The organism is Streptomyces sp. CA-146814 (assembly GCF_050942385.1).
In the GTDB taxonomy this organism is placed as follows: Bacteria; Actinomycetota; Actinomycetes; order Streptomycetales; family Streptomycetaceae; genus Streptomyces.
On the sequence record NZ_CP192068.1, the window covers coordinates 6,889,434 to 6,906,311 of the forward strand.

Below are 16,878 nucleotides of genomic sequence, written 5' to 3' on the forward strand. Positions count from 1 at the left end.
CCGAGCGAAGGGCTCGACCACCATGACCGCCACCGTCCCACCCACCCCACCATCCTCCTCCCCGCACGACGCGATACCCGGAACGGCTGCCGACGCCGCGTCCGGCCGCGTCGAACTCGCCCCCGGATACGTCCCCGACGACACCCGCTTCACCAACGACGACCTGCTCCCCGTCCCCGTCGAGCGGCGCACCTGGACGACGTACAACTTCGCGGCCCTGTGGATCGGGATGGCCCACAACATCCCGTCCTGGCTGCTCGCCTCCGGTCTGGTGGCGCTCGGCATGGACTGGAAACAGGCCGTGTTCACCATCGCGCTCGCCAATGTGATCGTGCTCGCGCCGATGCTGCTCACCGGGCACGCCGGACCCAAGTACGGCATCCCCTTCCCGGTCCTGGCCCGCGCCTCCTTCGGGCTGCGCGGCGCCAACCTGCCCGCCCTGATCCGGGCTGCCGTCGCCTGCGCCTGGTTCGGCATCCAGACCTGGATCGGCGGCGTCGGGATCTTCACGCTGCTCGGCAAGGTCTTCGGCGGATGGGCCGGTGCCGGGGAGATCGGCGGGCAGCCGTGGACGCTCTGGCTCTGCTTCACGCTCTTCTGGGCGCTCGAACTGGCCATCATCTACCGGGGGATGGACGCGCTGCGCCGGTTCGAGAACTGGGCGGCGCCCTTCGTCCTGGTCGGGGCCGTCGCGCTGCTCGTCTGGGTCGCGGTCAAGGCGGGCGGCTTCGGCCCGCTGCTCGACCAGCCGTCCGCGCTCGGCTGGGGCGCCGACTTCTGGCCGGTCTTCTTCCCGTCCCTGATGGGCATGATCGCCTTCTGGGCCACGCTCTCCCTCAACATCCCCGACTTCACCCGCTTCGGCGCGGGCCAACGCGCGCAGATCTGGGGCCAGTCGCTCGGGTTGCCGACCACGATGACGTTCTTCGCGCTGCTCTCGGTCTTCGTCACCTCCGGCTCGCAGGCGGTGTACGGGGTCGCCATCTGGGACCCGGTCGAGCTCGTGGCCCGGACCGACAACGTCTTCGGGCTCCTCTTCGGCCTGGTCACCGTGCTGATCGCGACGATCTCCGTGAACATCGCGGCCAACGTGGTCTCACCGGCGTACGACCTGGCCAACCTCGCGCCGAAGTTCATCAGCTTCAAGGGCGGGGCGCTCATCACGGGCGTGGTCGGGGTCGTGATCATGCCGTGGAAGCTCACGGAGACGCCCGAGCTGTACATCTTCACCTGGCTGGGACTGGTCGGCGGGCTGCTCGGTACGGTGGCCGGCATCCTGATCGCGGACTACTGGATCGTCCGCCGCACGGTCCTCGACCTCGCCGACCTCTACCGGCCCGGCGGCCGCTACTGGTACCGGGCCGGCTGGAACTGGCGGGCGGTGGCGGCCTTCACCGTCGGTGGCGTCCTGGCGGTCGGCGGCTCGCACTCGGCTCCCGGCAAGGGGCCGTTCCCGGCCGACGGACTGATCCCGTTCCTCAAGCCGCTCGCCGACTACGGCTGGGCGGTCGGGCTGGCCTCTTCGCTGGTGCTGTACGTGGTGCTGACCGGGCGGGAGCGTCGGGAGCGGGCCTGATGGCGGCGGGGCCGGTCCTGTGCGGTGTGTGCGGGGCCGGCCCCGCGACCGAAAACGCGTACTCACACCGGCTTGACGCTGCGGCCCAGCAGCGCCGTCACATCCACCGTCTCGGAGGCGGCCGGGGTCTCGGCGGGCACCGGCCGGTCGAAGCCGGAGAAGTCCACGGTCCCCTCCTCCGCTCCCTGCACGGTGATCCGCACCGGGTACGGCTCGCCCTCGGTGGCCACGTACACCGTCAGCCGCTTCTCACCCTGGGCGCGGGTCACCGGAATGACGGGCGCGCCGTCCACCTCGGTCTCCTGGCCCTTGGAGAGCGTGCCGCGCTCGGCCGCGTCGCGGTTGTCCGTGATCAGCTCGCGGAAGGTGTCGAGGTCACAGACCTCCGTGACCGTCAGCAGCCGGGCGTCATCGGCCTTCGCCTTCATGTAACGGCCGTCGAGGATCGCGTCGAACGTGGCGCCGCCGATCGGCACATGGGTCTCCCAGAACGCCTTGTCCGGTTTCAGCCAGACATCGTCGGCGCGCTTCACGATCTCCACGGACCCGTCCTCGCCCATGTCGACGCCGCCCGCGCAGTTGCCCGCCCGGTCCAGCGTCAGATCGACGCTCATCCGCTCGCCGCTCCCGTCGAGACTGCCGCGCGCGCTCAGATGGAGGGAGGAGACCTGGAGCAGCGCGTCCCGGGAGCGGTCCGCGATCTGCTCGGCGCCGAGCGAGGCGATGTCGTCGTCGGCCTGCGCGACCGCGCCACCCGTCACGGTGAGCGCGACGGCCGCCGCGCCCGCCGCCGCCCGTGCGGCCCAACGATGTCCGCTCACGTCGCCTCCTCGGAAAGGCCCCGGTCAGGGCGTACGAACCGGGGCGACCGGCACATTCGAGCGTACGCCGGGAGCGGAGGCGCCGCCCGGCGTGCGTACGGAGAGTGAAGCGCGGCGGTGTTTTCGGCCACGGAGCGTGGGCAGAGGCGCGTACGTGATCCCGTGCGGGATCACGTACACACGCGTGGGTTCACGTACACACGCGCACCACGGAGGAGAACCATGAACCTGTTCACGGGGAAGCGGACCCGGTCCGTCCTGCGGGCGCTGGTCGTCGCGGCGGCGGCCACCGCACTGCCGAGCCCGGCCACCTCGGCGACCGCCGCTCCGGCCGCGATCCCGCCCGGCCTCTCCTGCCACACCGGCAAGCACGCCGTCGACGAGTACACGGGCTACGCGCTCTGCCGCAACAACGGGAGCCAGACGCAGACGTTCTGGGTCCACCTGGTCTGCGGCTGGGCCCCGGACGTCGACGGCAACCGGGTCACGCTGCGGCCCGGCGAGTCGGGCCAGTCCACCGCGCACTGCGGGAAGATCGGCACCGGCATCGGTGAGATCCATGTCCGGCCGTAACGCCGGACGGGTGCGGCGGCCGTAACGGTTGAGCGTGCCGCCTCCTCTCGTTACCCTCCAGTAAGTACGTGTGGGCAGCGGCCGGGACGACCGGTCGACCCCGCGGCCACGAGGGAGGCGGCACGCCCATGTCCTCAGCGGAGTCCACCGAGCGGACCGACCCGGCCGTACGAACACACCTCCAGCACACCCCGCGTCCCGCCCCGGCGCCCGGCCTCGCCGAGAGCGCACGCCTGCTCGCCGACTCCGCCACCACCTCCACCGCACTCGTCGCCGACGCCCTCGCCCGGATCGAGGCCGCGCAGCCCACGCTCAACGCCTTCCGCCACCTGCGGGCCGAAGCCGCCCTCGCGGAGGCCGCCGAGGCCGACCGCAGGCTCGCGGCGGGGGAGCGGCTGCCGCTGCTCGGCGTGCCGGTCGCGGTCAAGGACGACACCGATGTGGCGGGCCTGCCCACGCACTTCGGCTGCGACGGCGACCGGCCGCCGGTCACCACGGACAGCGAGGCGGTCCGGAGGCTGCGCGCCGCCGGGGCCGTCATCGTGGGCAAGACCAACTCCTGCGAGCTGGGCCAGTGGCCGTTCACCGAGGGCCCGGCCTTCGGCGCCACCCGCAACCCCTGGAACACCGCCCACACCCCCGGCGGCTCCTCCGGCGGATCGGCCGCCGCCGTGGCCGCGGGCCTGGTCCCCGCCGCCCTCGGCTCGGACGGCGCCGGGTCCGTCCGCATCCCCGCCGCCTGGACGCACCTCGTCGGCATCAAGCCCCAGCGCGGCCGCGTCTCGGTCCACCCGCACCACGACGCCTTCCAGGGCCTCACCGTCAACGGCCCGCTCGCCCGTACGGTGGCCGATGCCGCGCTCCTGCTGGACGCGGCCGCCGGTGCGCACCCCGACGACCTCCACCGCCCGCCCGCCGTCCGCGCCTCCGACGCCGCCCGCCGCGATCCGGGCCGCCTCCGGATCGCCCTCGCCTGGCGGCCCCCGCTCACCCTCACCGGCGCCGGACCCGACCCCGAGGTGCGCCGGGCCGTCACCGCGCTCGCCGAGACCCTGGCCCGGCTCGGCCACCACGTCGAGGAGGCCCGCCCCCGGTACGGGCTGATCGGCCTCGCCTTCGTACCCCGCGCCACGGCGGGCATCGCCGAGTTCGCCGCCCGCCACCCCGAACCGGCCCTCCTGGACCCCCGCACCCGCAGCGCCCTGCGGACCGGGACGCGGCTCGGCGGCCGGGTGGTCCGGGCCGCCCGCGCCCGCGAGGTGCGCCAGCACCGCCGGATCGGCGCCCTCTTCGACACGTACGACGTCCTCCTCACCCCGACGACCGCCGCGCCCCCACCCCGTATCGGCACCTTCGACCAGCTCAGCGCCTGGCGCACCGACGTCACCATGGCCGCCGCCTGCCCCTACGCCTGGCCGTGGAACGTCCTCGGCTGGCCCGGTGTCAGCGTCCCGGCCGGCTTCACCCGTTCCGGACTCCCCGTCGGCGCCCAGCTCCTCGGGCCGTCCCGCGGCGAGGAACGCCTGATCGCCTTGGCCGCCCAGCTGGAGGACGACCGGCGCTGGTACGAGGACCGGCCGCCGATCTCGTAACGAGGAGTGATCGGGTCATCACCAGGCCCCGTACCCGGACGGTGAAGCCGTACGGGGGCCTTGTGGAGCCACGGGCGGTGACGAGATATCTTGATGTCAAGCAATGTTGCAGACGTGGAGCGGAGCACCCGGTGACTGACTCGACCATCATCTATACGCACACCGACGAGGCCCCTGCCCTGGCGACCTACTCGTTCCTGCCCGTGATCGAGGCCTACGCCTCGACCGCAGGCGTCACGGTCGAGCGCCGTGACATCTCCCTCGCGGGCCGGATCATCGCCAGTTTCCCGGAGCGGCTGAAGGCCGAGCAGCGTATCGATGACGCACTCGCCGAGCTCGGCGAGCTGGCCAGGACGCCCGGCGCGAACATCATCAAGCTGCCGAACATCTCGGCGTCGATCCCGCAGCTCAAGGCGGCCATCGCCGAGCTCCAGGAGCAGGGCTACGCGCTTCCGGACTACCCGGACGACCCGAAGAGCGACGAGGACAAGGACGTCCGCGCCCGGTACGACAAGGTCAAGGGCAGCGCCGTGAACCCGGTGCTGCGCGAGGGCAACTCCGACCGCCGCGCCCCCGCCTCCGTCAAGAACTACGCCAAGGCCCACCCGCACCGCATGGGCGCCTGGACGGCCGACTCGAAGACGAACGTCGCCACCATGGGCGTCGACGACTTCCGCTCCACCGAGAAGTCCGCCGTCATCGCCGAGGACGGCTCGCTCCGCATCGAGCTGCACGGCGACGACGGCACCACCACCGTGCTGCGCGAGTCCGTACCCGTCCTCAAGGGCGAGGTCGTCGACGCGGCCGTCATGCGCGTCGCCGCGCTGCGCGAGTTCTTCACCGCGCAGGTCGCCCGTGCCAAGGCCGAGGGCGTGCTGTTCTCCGTGCACCTCAAGGCCACCATGATGAAGGTCTCCGACCCGATCATCTTCGGCCACGCGGTCCGCGCCTTCTTCCCGAACACCTTCGCCAAGTACGGCGACCAGCTCGCCGCCGCCGGCCTCACCCCGAACGACGGCCTCGGCGGCATCCTCAAGGGCCTCGGCTCGCTGCCGGGCGTCGGCGCCGAGATCCAGGCGTCCTTCGAGGCCGAGCTCGCCGAGGGCCCGGCCCTCGCGATGGTCGACTCCGACAAGGGCATCACCAACCTGCACGTCCCCAGCGACGTCATCGTCGACGCCTCCATGCCGGCCATGATCCGCACCTCCGGCCACATGTGGGGCCCGGACGGCAACGAGGCCGACACCATCGCCGTCCTCCCGGACAGCAGCTACGCCGGTGTCTACCAGGTCGTCATCGACGACTGCCGCGCCAACGGCGCCTTCGACCCGGCGACCATGGGCTCCGTGCCCAACGTCGGTCTGATGGCGCAGAAGGCCGAGGAGTACGGCAGCCACGACAAGACCTTCGAGATCCCCGCCACCGGCACCGTCCGCGTCGTCGGCACGGACGGCACCGTCGTGCTGGAGCAGGCCGTCGGCGCCGGTGACATCTTCCGGATGTGCCAGACCAAGGACGCGCCTATCCAGGACTGGGTCAAGCTCGCCGTCACCCGCGCCCGCGCGACCGGCAACCCGGCCGTGTTCTGGCTGGACGAGGGCCGCGCCCACGACGCCAACCTGATCGCCAAGGTCACCACGTACCTCGCCGACCACGACACCGACGGCCTGGACATCTCCGTCAAGTCGCCGGTCGAGGCCACCGCCTTCTCCCTGGAGCGCATCCGCCGCGGCGAGGACACCATCTCCGTCACCGGCAACGTGCTCCGTGACTACCTCACCGACCTCTTCCCGATCCTGGAGCTCGGCACCAGCGCCAAGATGCTCTCGGTCGTCCCGCTGATGAACGGCGGCGGCCTCTTCGAGACCGGCGCCGGCGGTTCGGCGCCCAAGCACGTCCAGCAGCTCGTCAAGGAGAACTACCTCCGCTGGGACAGCCTGGGCGAGTTCCTGGCCCTCGCGGTCAGCTTCGAGCACCTGGCCACCACCACGGACAACGCGCGGGCCCAGGTCCTCGCCGACACCCTGGACCGGGCGACGGGCACGTTCCTCAACGAGGACAAGTCCCCGAGCCGTCGCCTCGGCGGTATCGACAACCGCGGCAGCCACTTCTACCTGGCCCTCTACTGGGCCCAGGAGCTGGCGCAGCAGACCGACGACGCCAAGCTGGCCGAGGCGTTCGCGCCGCTCGCCAAGACGCTGGCCGAGCAGGAGGAGACCATCGTCGCCGAGCTGATCGCGGTGCAGGGCTCCCCGGCCGAGATCGGCGGCTACTACCAGCCCGACCCGGCCAAGGCCGAGGCGATCATGCGCCCGTCCGCCACGTTCAACCAGGCGATCGCGTCCCTCGCCTGAGGCTTCGCCTGATGTAGAGGCATCACATCCGCCCCGGCCGGCCTTGTGCCCGGCCGGGGCGGTTCGCTTTGCGCCGTTACGTCGTACGGGCGCCCACCGCAGGCGAACCGGCGAGTTTCACGTGATCGGGTGATCGACCAATCCGGCTGTCCCACGGCTCCGAATGACGACCGTGAGGATCACCCGGACAGCCCTGACCCGCGGAACGCTCGCAGCCCTGAGCGGACTGCTGGCGGGATTCGCCTCCCTGACCGTCGCCGAACTCGTCTCGGCCGCCGTCAGGCCCGAGGCGAGCCCCGTGACAGCGGTCGGCGGGGCGGCCATCGACCGGACGCCCGCCGGGGTGAAGGACTGGGCGATCCGGAACTTCGGCGAGAACGACAAGTTCGTCCTGCAGCTCGGCATCGTCCTCACCCTCGCCCTCTTCGCCGTCGCCGTCGGCCTGCTGGCCCTGCGCCACCGCCGTACGGGCTCCGCCGCCGTCCTGGCCTTCGGTGTGGTCGGCGCCGCCTCGGCCGTCAGCCGCCCGGACTCCACCGGCATCGTCGACGGACTGCCGTCGCTGGTCGGAGCGGTGGCCGGAGCGGCCCTGCTGTACGTCCTCGTCGGCAGGCTCACCCGGCCGCGCAGGATCGCGGGGGAGGAGCTGGAGGAGCAGGGCGAGAGCGGCTGGGACCGGCGCGGCTTCCTGATCGCCGCCACCGCCGCGGCCGCCGCCTCCACCGCGGCGGGAGCGGTCGGCCGGACCCTCAACGGCCGCAGCGCCCAGGACGCCGTCGCCTCCCGCGAGGCCGTCAAGCTGCCCGCCCCGGCCTCACCCGCCAAGCCGACCCCGGCGGGAGCGCGGCTGCGGGTCCCCGGCCTCCCTCCGTTCACCACCCCCAACGACAAGTTCTACCGGGTCGACACCGCCCTGGTGGTCCCCAAGGTCGACGCCAACACCTGGCGGCTGCGCATCCACGGCCAAGGCGTACGCCGGGACCTGGAGTTCACCTACCAGGACCTGCTCAACCGGCCCCTGATCGAGCGCGAGATCACCCTCTGCTGCGTCTCCAACGAGGTCGGCGGCCCCTACATCGGCCACGCCCGGTGGATCGGCGTACGCCTCGCCGACCTGCTCAAGGAGGCGGGCGTCAAGCCGCCGTCCCGAGGCGGCAAGGCCGACCAGATCATCGCCCGCTCGGTGGACGGCATGACGCTCGGTACCCCCGTCGAGGACGTCATGGACGGCCGGGACGCCATGCTCGCCGTCGGCATGAACGGCGAACCGCTCCCCTTCGTCCACGGCTTCCCCGTCCGCATGCTCGTCCCCGGCCTGTACGGATACGTCTCGGCCTGCAAGTGGATCGAGGACATCGAGCTCACCACCTTCGCCGACTACGACCCGTACTGGGTGAAGCGCAAGTGGGCCCGCAAGGCCCCGATCAAGACCCAGTCCCGGATCGACACCCCCAAGCCCTTCGGGCGCCCCGAGGCCGGCACGGTCATGGTCGCCGGAGTGGCCTGGGCCCAGCACCGCGGGATCGAGAAGGTCGAGATCCGCGTCGACGACGGCCCGTGGCGCCCGGCCCAACTGGCGGAGCAGGACACCGTCGACACCTGGCGCCAGTGGTCCTACCCCTGGAAGGCGGAGCCCGGCGGACACACCCTCACCGTCCGCGCCACGGACGGCACGGGCGAGGTCCAGACCGAGAAGCGCACCAAGACCGTCCCGGACGGCGCCAGCGGCTGGCACTCGGTGGTGGTCACCGTGGACTGACCCCCCGTCAACAGACCTCTCCCCCTCAGTACTTCATCCCTTTCCCCTTACGAACGAACGATCCAGGAGAACTCCATGAACGCCCTTCGCCACCGCCGCGCAGCCGTCGCCGTCGCCGCCGCCGTGATGCTCCCCCTCACGCTGGCCGCCTGCTCCGACTCCGGCTCGGACAAGGCCTCCGACAGCTCCTCCGCCGCGGGCTCCACCCCCGAGGAGTCGAAGCCGGCCGCCGGTGACGACGCCATGACGGACAAGCCGTTCGGCCCGGCCTGTGCCGGTGTCCCGAAGGACGGCGCGGGCAGCTTCGACGGCATGGCCAAGGACCCGGTCGCCACCGCCGCCTCCAACAACCCGGCGCTCTCCACGCTCGTCGCCGCCGTGCAGAAGGCCGGCCTCGTCGACACCCTCAACAACGCCGAGAACATCACGGTGTTCGCGCCCACCAACGACGCCTTCGCCAAGATCCCGAAGGCCGACCTGGACGCGGTCCTCAACGACAAGGCCAAGCTCACCGAGATCCTCACCTACCATGTCGTGGGCCAGAAGCTCACCCCGCAGCAGCTGGAGAGCGGCACGTTCGACACCCTGCAGAAGAGCTCGCTGACCACGTCGGGCTCCGGTGAGTCGTACAAGGTCAACGACAGCGCCAGCGTGGTCTGCGGCAACGTGCCGACCGCCAACGCCACCGTCTACATCATCGACACGGTGCTGATGCCGAAGTAATCGGCAGCCCCTCTAGCAATCGGAAGCCCCGCTGCGGGAGGACGGCCGTCAACCTCCACAGGCCTCCCGCAGCGGGGCTTTTGCCCTCACCGGCCGAAGACCCTCCCCAGCGCCTCCTTCAACTCCCCGACCGTGGGCGGCCGGAGGCAGGCGCTGAGGTGGCCGTCCGGCCGTACGACGAACGCCGCACCCTCCTCCACCCCGTACTGCCGTGCGAACTCACCCCGGCTGTCGTGGTGATGAGGAAGTCCCGTCGCCTCGTCCGGCGGCGCGTCGGCAGCCAGGATCCGGCAGGTCTCCATCCGGCCGCCGGTCAACTCACCGGCCGCCGCCGCGAGATCGGCCGGCGCGTCACCGGCCGGGTGGTTCCCGTACACCACCAGGACATGGCCCCGCCCGCGCAACAGGTCGAACAGCCGCACCGGATACGCGGCGATGTCCCCGGTGAGGCCGCCGCAGTCCGGAGCCCGGTCGCCCGGCCGGAGCGCGGCCCCGTCGCCCGGAGGCAGCGGCGTCACGAGGGGGCTCTCCCGGTAGTTGACGAGCAGTTGGGCCTCGCGCAGCAGCAACGTCTCCAGGTCCGTCGGGTCGGCCTGCACACCCTCGGCGGCATGGCGCACCGTCCGGCCCACCACTTCCTCGCCCACCGGATGCCGCTCGGCGCCGTAGCTCGACAGCAGGCGCTGATCCGCCGCGCCCTCGACGGCCAGTACGAGCTTCCACGCCAGGTTGCAGGCGTCCTGGACACCGGTGTTCATGCCCTGGGCGCCGGTCGGCGGATGGATGTGCGCCGCGTCCCCGGCGACGAACACCCGCCCCTCCCCGTACCGGTCCACCAGCCGGTGGCTGATCCGGAACACCGACGACCAGCGCAGCGCGGACGCGGTGACCGGCTCCGGCGCCAGCCGGTCCAGCACCTTCTGGATGTCGGCGAGAGCGGGAGCCGTACCGCCTTCCAGGCCGTGCGCCACACCGTCCCCGGCCGATGGCTCCGAAGGACGGGATGCCGACAGCTCCGGCGGCACCAGCATCGACATCCGGTAGCGGCCCTCGCCCGGCAGCGGGATGCAGACCAGCAGGTCGTCGATCGCGCCGTCCTCCCCCCGGTGCATCGACCGCACCCCGTACCCCGGCGGCAGCCCCCAGCCCACCTCCACATCCGCGAGCATGTACTCCTCGGGGAACGCCCCGCCCTCGAAGGAGAGCCCGAGCGCCTTGCGGACCACGCTGTGCGCCCCGTCGCACCCGACCAGGAACCGGGACCGCACCTCCTCCTCGGCCCCGGAAGCGGTGGCCAGCCGGCTCGTCACCCCGGCAGGGTCCTGGGCGAACGCCACCAGCTCCGTCGACCGCTCGATCCCGGTGCCGAACCGCCCGAGGAACTCCTCCAGGACGCGTTCCGTCTCGTACTGCGGCAGCGCGGCGAAGCCGTACGGCACCTCCGGCGGGAGGGCCAGCTCGATGCGGCCCTGCGCGGCCCCGTTCACGTAACTCAGCTGTCCGCGCATCGGGACCGCCGCGTCCAGCACCTCCCGCACCAGCCCCATCCGGTCGAAGAGCTCCAGCGTGCGCGGCTGGATGCCCACCGCCTTCGCGTACGGCAGCCGGGCCGGGAGGCGGTCCACGATCCGGCAGGAGACGCCCGCGCGCCGCAGCTCGGCGGCGAGCGTCAGCCCGACCGGGCCCGCGCCCACCACGAGTACATCGGTCGATTCGCTGCGTGCCACCGGGGGCCTCCCGCCCTGGGCCCCCCTGCGTACGGTCCCCTCCATCGTCCTGCCGCCGGCCGACCTCGGCACCCGGAGGGTCAGGCGGGCGCGGGCGGCGGAGTCATCGCCCACCGAATGGTCCTGGTCAGAGCCTTCCCGGCGGGCCGTACGCAGACCTCCTCGACCCCCGGCACCCGGGGCAGCCGCAGCGGCTCCCGGGCCCACGGCGGGAGACTGGCCACGGCGTTGGCGGCGAGTACGGCGTACGGAGGACGGGCCGGCCAGGGCAGCGGCGGGTGCAGAAGGATGAAGCGGGCCGCGTCCAGGGCCTCCTGGGTGGCGCGCAGCTCCGGGCGGTAGGCGGCGATCCGGGCCGCCAGCTCCGCCCGGTCGTGCGGCGGGTCGGGGATGCCGAGGGCGTGGGCCACGGTCGCCATGTCGTGGATGTAGCCGTCGCACCCGGCACCGTCCAACGGCCGTGCGCCGTACCGCTGATGGGCCCGGAGGAAGCTGTCCACCTCGGCGACGTGCACCCAGCACAGCAGATGCGGATCCGCCGCGTGGTACGGCTCCCCGGAGGACGCGATGCCGCGCACCCGCTCGTGCACGGAACGTACGCGGTCCACCGCCTCCTGCGCGTGCTCGGCCGTGCCGAACGTGGTCACCGCGAGGAACGTGCTGGTCCGCTGGAGCCGCCCCCACGGATCGCCCTTGAACCCCGAGTGGCCCGCGACGGCGGCCATGGCGAGCGGGTGCAGCGACTGGAGGAGCAGCGCGCGCAGCCCGCCGATGAACATGGACGCGTCCCCGTGCACCCGGCGCACCGGCCGGTCCGGGCCGAACCAGCGCGGGCCGGGCGTGCCGTGGATCCGGGCCCGGTTCTCCGGCCCGGAGGGTCCCGCCACCCGGGAGAACAGGGCTCGGCCGAGCCGTTCCCGTACACCGGAGTCCGGCTGCGCTCTGTCCATGCCTCCCAGTATGCGGGGCCGCGGGGCACCCTCTACGGCACCCGGGCCGTCCACTCCTCCGTCGCGAACTTCGTCCGTACGAGCTGCTCGGCGCGCGCCAGCTCCGCGTCCGTCACGCGGCCGTCCGTGAGGCCGTGGCGCTTGCGGAACGACTCGATCATCCGCTCGATCACCACCTGGCGGGGCAGCCCGGTCTGGCGCCGCAGCGGGTCGACGCGCTTCTTCGCCGACCGGGTGCCCTTGTCCGACATCTTCTCCTTGCCGATGCGGAGCACCTCCAGCATCTTGTCGGCGTCGATGTCGTACGCCATGGTCACGTGGTGCAGCACGGCCCCCGGCCCGCCGTCCGGCCCCACCACCCGCTTCTGCGCCGCCCCGGCGATCTTGCCGACCTCGGTGGCGATGTCGTTGAGCGGCTGGTACCAGGCCTTGATGCCCATGTCCGCCAGCGCTTCGAGAACCCAGTCGTCCAGATAGGCGTAGCTGTCGGCGAAGGAGAGCCCGGAGACCAGCGCCTGCGGGACGGCCAGCGAGTAGGTGATGGTGGAGCTCGGCTCGGCGAACATCGCGCCGCCGCCGGAGATCCGCCGTACGACGTTCACGCCGTGCCGCTCCACGCCCGCCGGGTCGACCTCGTTGCGCAGCGACTGGAAGCTCCCGATGATCACGGCGGGGGAGTCCCACTCCCAGACCCGCAGCGTCGGCGGCCGCACCCCCGCCGCGACCTCGGCGGTGATCACCTCGTCCAGCGCCATGTGCAGCGCGGGCGACTGAGGCGCGTCGTGGATCAGCTGCCAGTCGTAGTCGCTCCACTCCGTGGCCTGCGCCAGCGCCCGGCGTACGGCGATGGCGACACCCTCCGCGCTCAGCCCGAGCATCACCGTGGAGTCGGGCAGCGCCGCCTCGATCCGGGCCGCGAGCCCCGCGGTGTCCGTGTTGGCCGGGGCGCCCTCCAGCGCCGCGTCGATGGCGAGGATCGCCTCGTCGGGTTCCAGGAAGAAGTCCCCGGCCACACGGACGTTCCTCAGCGCCCCACCCGCCACGTCCAGGTCCACCACGACCAGCTTGCCGCCGGGAACCTTGTACTCACCGTGCACAGCGCCGCCTCCTGCTCGGAATCTCGTCGCCCGGCTCGGTGATGAGCCGGACACATCCGGCTATAACGCGCGCGGGTTCGTCGATCATCCCTCGCTCTGTGGAGGCACCGCCCGCTGGCCGGGCCCGTTGTAGACGCCGAGCGGGCGGATCAGCGCGTTGTGTGCCAGCTGCTCGCTGATGTGCGCGGTCCAGCCGGTGATCCGGCTCATCACGAAGATCGGCGTGAAGGCCGCGATGTCGAACCCCATCAGGTGGTACGCGAGCCCGGCCGGGTAGTCCAGGTTGGGATGGATGCCCTTGCGGCTGATCATGGCGTGGCGGAGCGCGGCGTGCAGGGTCGCCAGCCGGGTCACGTCCGGGTCGCCCGCGCGCGCCACCAGCCGGTCGGTGGCCTCCTGCATGATCGGTACGCGGGAGTCGCCGTGCCGGTAGACGCGATGGCCGAAACCCATGATCTTCCGCCGGGCGGCGAGGGCCTCGTCCAGCCACTCCTCCGCCCGCCCCGGGTCACCGATCTCGTTGAGCATGTGCATCACGGCCTCGTTGGCGCCGCCGTGCAGCGGCCCCTTCAGCGCCCCGATCGCCGCCGTCACCGCGCTGTACAGGTCGGAGAGGGTGGAGGTGACGACCCGGGCGGTGAACGTCGAGGCGTTGAAGCTGTGTTCGGCGTAGAGGATCAGCGAGACCTCGAAGCAGCGCACCACCTCCGGGTCCGGCACGCTCCCGAAGCACATGTGGAAGAAGTTCTCCGCGTACCCGAGCGACGGATCCGGCGGTACGGGGGCGAGCCCGTGGCGCCGGCGGTGGTCGGCGGCGACGACCACCGGCAACTTGGCCATCAGAGCCAGGGACTTGGCGTGGTGGGCGGCGGTGCTGCCGTCCTCCTCGGTGGGGTCCTCGGAGCCGAAGAAGCTCACGGCCGTCCGCAGTACGTCCATCGGGTGGCAGGTCTCCGGCAGCCGGGCCAGCAGCTCGGCGGTGGTGCGGTCCAGCGGCCGCAGGGCGCGCTCGCGGGCTTCGAAGGCCTTGAGGTCGGCGGCGCCGGGCAGCTCGCCGTACCGGAGCAGATACGCGACCTCCTCGAAGGAGCAGCGGGCGGCCAGGTCCTGGACCGGATAGCCGCGGTAGGTCAGGGAGTTGGTCTCCTGGATGACGGTGGAGATGGCGGTGGTGTCGACGGCGACCCCGGCGAGACCGCGGTGGATCTCGGCGGTGGCGGGTGCGGGCATGGTGAACCTCCGGGCGTACGTGGGTGAAGGGCTTGGTGGTCAGGCGCCGGGCGGCAGGGTGAAGTCGTAGACCGCCGAGTCGAACGCGCCGTACTCCTCGTAACCGAGCACCTCGTACAGCCGGGAACGCGTCTGCATCCGTGGCAGCAGGGCCTGTTGGGTGCCGTCGGCGGCCAGGGCCGCCAGCCCGTCCTCCACCGCGCCCATCGCGAGGCGGAAGAGGGTCACGGGGTAGAGGGCGATGTTGTAGCCGAGGTTCTCCAGCGTGGCCGCGTCGAGCAAAGGGCCCTTGCCGAACTCGGTCATGTTCGCCAGCAGCGGTACGTCGACCGCCGCCCGGAACGCCTCGAACTCGGCCTCGTCCGCGAGCGCTTCGGGAAATACGGCGTCGGCGCCCGCGTCCACGTACGCCTTCGCGCGGTCGATGGCCGCCGTGAGCCCCTCGGGGCCGCGCGCGTCCGTACGGGCCATCAGCAGGAAGTCCGGATCGCGCCGCGCGTCGACGGCGGCCCGCACCTTGCCGACCATCTCCTCGCGCCCCACGAGCGTCTTGCCGTCCAGGTGGCCGCACCGCTTGGGGTTGACCTGGTCCTCCAGATGCAGTCCGGCCAGCCCCGCGTCCTCCATCAACTGGACTGTGCGCGCCGCGTTCATGGGCTCACCGAACCCGGTGTCCGCGTCGATCAGGGCGGGCAGGTCGGTGACGCGTGCGATCTGCTGGGCCCGCGCGGCGATCTCCGTGGAGGACGTCAAACCGATGTCGGGCAGGGCCAGTTCGGCGGCGAGTACGGCGCCTGACAGATACACCGCCTCGAACCCGGCCTCCTGGATCAGCCGCGCCGAGTACGGGTTGATCGCGCCCGGCATCCGCACCAGCCGCCCGGAGGACAGCTGTTCGCGGAAGGAGCGGCGGCGCTCGGCCGGTGTGGTCCGGGTGTGCAGCATCAGAACAGCCCCTTCGGCAGCCCCGCGTCGAAGGCGGCGACCGCCTCCGTGTCCACGACCGGGAACAGCGCGTCGAGCCCGTCCGCCGGCAGCTCCGCGAGCCCCTCGGCCGCCGCCAGGAAACGGTCCTGGTCCCCGACGGCGACGACGCCCTCCGCCAACGTACGGAACTTCGCCACATACCCCGCACGGTCGAACGGACGCGCCCCCGCCGGGTGCGCGTCGGCCACCGCCAGCTCGTCCTCGATCACCGTGCCGTCCACCAGCGTCACCACCGCCCGCCCGCCGAAGGCCCGCCGCTCCGGGTCCGGGTCGTGGTAGCGCCGGGTCCACTCCGGGTCCTCCACCGTGGAGATCCGCTGCCACAGCTCGACCGTGTTCGGCCGCTGCGCCCGCTCGGGGGCGTAGGACCGCTCGTGATGCCAGGCCCCGTCCTCCAGCGCCACCGCGAAGATGTACGGCACCGAGTGGTCCAGCGTCTCCCGGCTCGCCGTCGGGTCGTACTTCTGCGGGTCACCGGAACCGGAACCGATCACCTGGTGCGTGTGGTGGCTGGTGTGCAGCACGATCGAGCGGATCTTCTCCGTCGGGCCCGTCCGCTCCCGCAGCCGCCGCGCCAGATCGATGACCGCCTGCGCCTGGTACTCGGCGGAGTGCTCCTTCGTGTACGTGTCCAGGATCGCCCGCCGCGCCTCGCCCGGCTCCGGCAGTCCCACCGTGTACGCCGCGTCCGGGCCGTCCAGCATCCGCGCGAGGAACCCGTCCTCACCCTCGTAGACCGGCGACGGCGACCCCTCGCCGCGCATCGCCCGGTCCACCGCCTCGATCGCCGCCTTGCCCGCGAACGCCGGGGCGAACGCCTTCCAGCTGGAGATCTCTCCCTTTCGTGACTGCCGGGTCGCCGTCGTCGTGTGCACCGCCTGCTGGACCGCCTGGTACGTCGTCGCCGTGTCCAGCCCCAGCAGCGCGCCGAGCCCGCATGCGGTGGCCGCGCTCAGGTGGGCCACATGGTCGATGCGGTGTTCGTGCAGGCAGATCGCGCGGACCAGCGCCACATGGATCTCGTACGCGGCGACGATCCCGCGCAGCAGCTCCGCGCCGGTCCGCCCGGTGTGCTGGGCCACGGCGAGCAGCGGCGGGATGTTGTCGCCCGGGTGCGAATAGTCCGCCGCCAGGAACGTGTCGTGGAAGTCCAGCTCCCGTACGGCCGTGCCGTTCGCCCAGGCCGCCCACTCGGGGGAGACCCGCACGCCGGGCGTGGCGCCGAAGACGGTTGCGCCGGGCGTGCCGGTGTGTGCCAGCGCCTGGCTGCGGGCCACCGCGACCGGCCGGCGCAGAAGGGACGCCACGGCGACGGAGGCGTTGTCGACGACCCGGTTGACGGCCATCGCGGCCGCCTGCGGGTCGAGCGCGGAAGCGTCCTGGGTGCCGGTGGCGACGGCCGCCAGCTTCCAGGCGAGCTGCTCCTCACGGGGCAGCCGGTCGGCGCTGGGGTGGACGCGGACGTGGTGGTCGATCACGGGGCTCCTCG

Annotated in this window: 13 protein-coding genes; 6 read left to right on the forward strand and 7 right to left on the reverse strand. The window is 72.3% G+C overall.

The window, feature by feature from the left end; translation table 11 throughout:
- Positions 1-22 precede the first annotated feature (22 nt).
- Positions 23-1,576, forward strand: coding sequence for an NCS1 family nucleobase:cation symporter-1 (locus ACQP09_RS30450; protein WP_433405513.1), 1,554 nt, complete (start codon positions 23-25; stop codon positions 1,574-1,576).
- Positions 1,577-1,638: 62 nt separating this feature from the next.
- Here the strand turns inward: ACQP09_RS30450 and ACQP09_RS30455 are convergent, their stop codons facing one another.
- Positions 1,639-2,397, reverse strand: coding sequence for a hypothetical protein (locus ACQP09_RS30455; RefSeq protein ID WP_433405516.1), 759 nt, complete (start codon positions 2,395-2,397; stop codon positions 1,639-1,641).
- A 222-nt stretch (positions 2,398-2,619) separates the two neighbouring features.
- Between ACQP09_RS30455 and ACQP09_RS30460 the strand changes: the two genes are divergently transcribed.
- From ACQP09_RS30460 to ACQP09_RS30480, 5 genes are all read left to right on the forward strand, one after another.
- A complete protein-coding gene (locus tag ACQP09_RS30460) occupies positions 2,620-2,970 on the forward strand; it encodes a hypothetical protein (RefSeq protein WP_433405518.1) in 351 nt (116 codons plus the stop codon).
- A 128-nt stretch (positions 2,971-3,098) separates the two neighbouring features.
- Positions 3,099-4,562 (forward strand): amidase, encoded by a 1,464-nt coding sequence (locus tag ACQP09_RS30465; protein WP_433405520.1) that lies wholly within the window; start codon positions 3,099-3,101, stop codon positions 4,560-4,562.
- Between the two features lie 131 nt (positions 4,563-4,693).
- Positions 4,694-6,916, forward strand: coding sequence for an NADP-dependent isocitrate dehydrogenase (locus ACQP09_RS30470; protein ID WP_433405523.1), 2,223 nt, complete (start codon positions 4,694-4,696; stop codon positions 6,914-6,916).
- Positions 6,917-7,079: 163 nt separating this feature from the next.
- Positions 7,080-8,675, forward strand: coding sequence for a molybdopterin-dependent oxidoreductase (locus tag ACQP09_RS30475; RefSeq protein ID WP_433405525.1), 1,596 nt, complete (start codon positions 7,080-7,082; stop codon positions 8,673-8,675).
- Positions 8,676-8,750: 75 nt separating this feature from the next.
- Positions 8,751-9,398 carry a fasciclin domain-containing protein gene (locus ACQP09_RS30480; protein ID WP_433405528.1) on the forward strand — a complete coding sequence of 216 codons (648 nt, stop codon included), beginning with the start codon at positions 8,751-8,753 and terminating at the stop codon, positions 9,396-9,398.
- 86 nt (positions 9,399-9,484) lie between these two features.
- Here ACQP09_RS30480 and ACQP09_RS30485 read toward each other — a convergent pair whose 3' ends face one another.
- The 6 genes from ACQP09_RS30485 to ACQP09_RS30510 form a co-directional block, all read right to left on the reverse strand.
- The gene (locus ACQP09_RS30485) at positions 9,485-11,125 is read right to left on the reverse strand and encodes an FAD-dependent monooxygenase (RefSeq protein ID WP_433405531.1); all 1,641 of its coding nucleotides are present in this window, start codon (positions 11,123-11,125) and stop codon (positions 9,485-9,487) included.
- Between the two features lie 80 nt (positions 11,126-11,205).
- Positions 11,206-12,075, reverse strand: coding sequence for an oxygenase MpaB family protein (locus ACQP09_RS30490; RefSeq protein ID WP_433405533.1), 870 nt, complete (start codon positions 12,073-12,075; stop codon positions 11,206-11,208).
- A 32-nt stretch (positions 12,076-12,107) separates the two neighbouring features.
- Positions 12,108-13,172: a lipoate--protein ligase family protein gene (locus tag ACQP09_RS30495; protein ID WP_433405535.1), complete on the reverse strand. Its 1,065-nt coding sequence runs from the start codon at positions 13,170-13,172 to the stop codon at positions 12,108-12,110.
- 84 nt (positions 13,173-13,256) lie between these two features.
- Positions 13,257-14,402 (reverse strand): bifunctional 2-methylcitrate synthase/citrate synthase, encoded by a 1,146-nt coding sequence (locus tag ACQP09_RS30500; protein ID WP_433405538.1) that lies wholly within the window; start codon positions 14,400-14,402, stop codon positions 13,257-13,259.
- 39 nt (positions 14,403-14,441) lie between these two features.
- On the reverse strand, positions 14,442-15,347 hold the full coding sequence (prpB, locus tag ACQP09_RS30505) for a methylisocitrate lyase (RefSeq protein ID WP_433405541.1): 906 nt from the start codon (positions 15,345-15,347) through the stop codon (positions 14,442-14,444).
- Complete coding sequence (locus ACQP09_RS30510; RefSeq protein ID WP_433405544.1) at positions 15,347-16,867, reverse strand: MmgE/PrpD family protein; 1,521 nt, start codon at positions 16,865-16,867, stop codon at positions 15,347-15,349. Before ACQP09_RS30510 ends, prpB begins: the two co-directional genes overlap by 1 nt.
- Positions 16,868-16,878 lie beyond the last annotated feature (11 nt).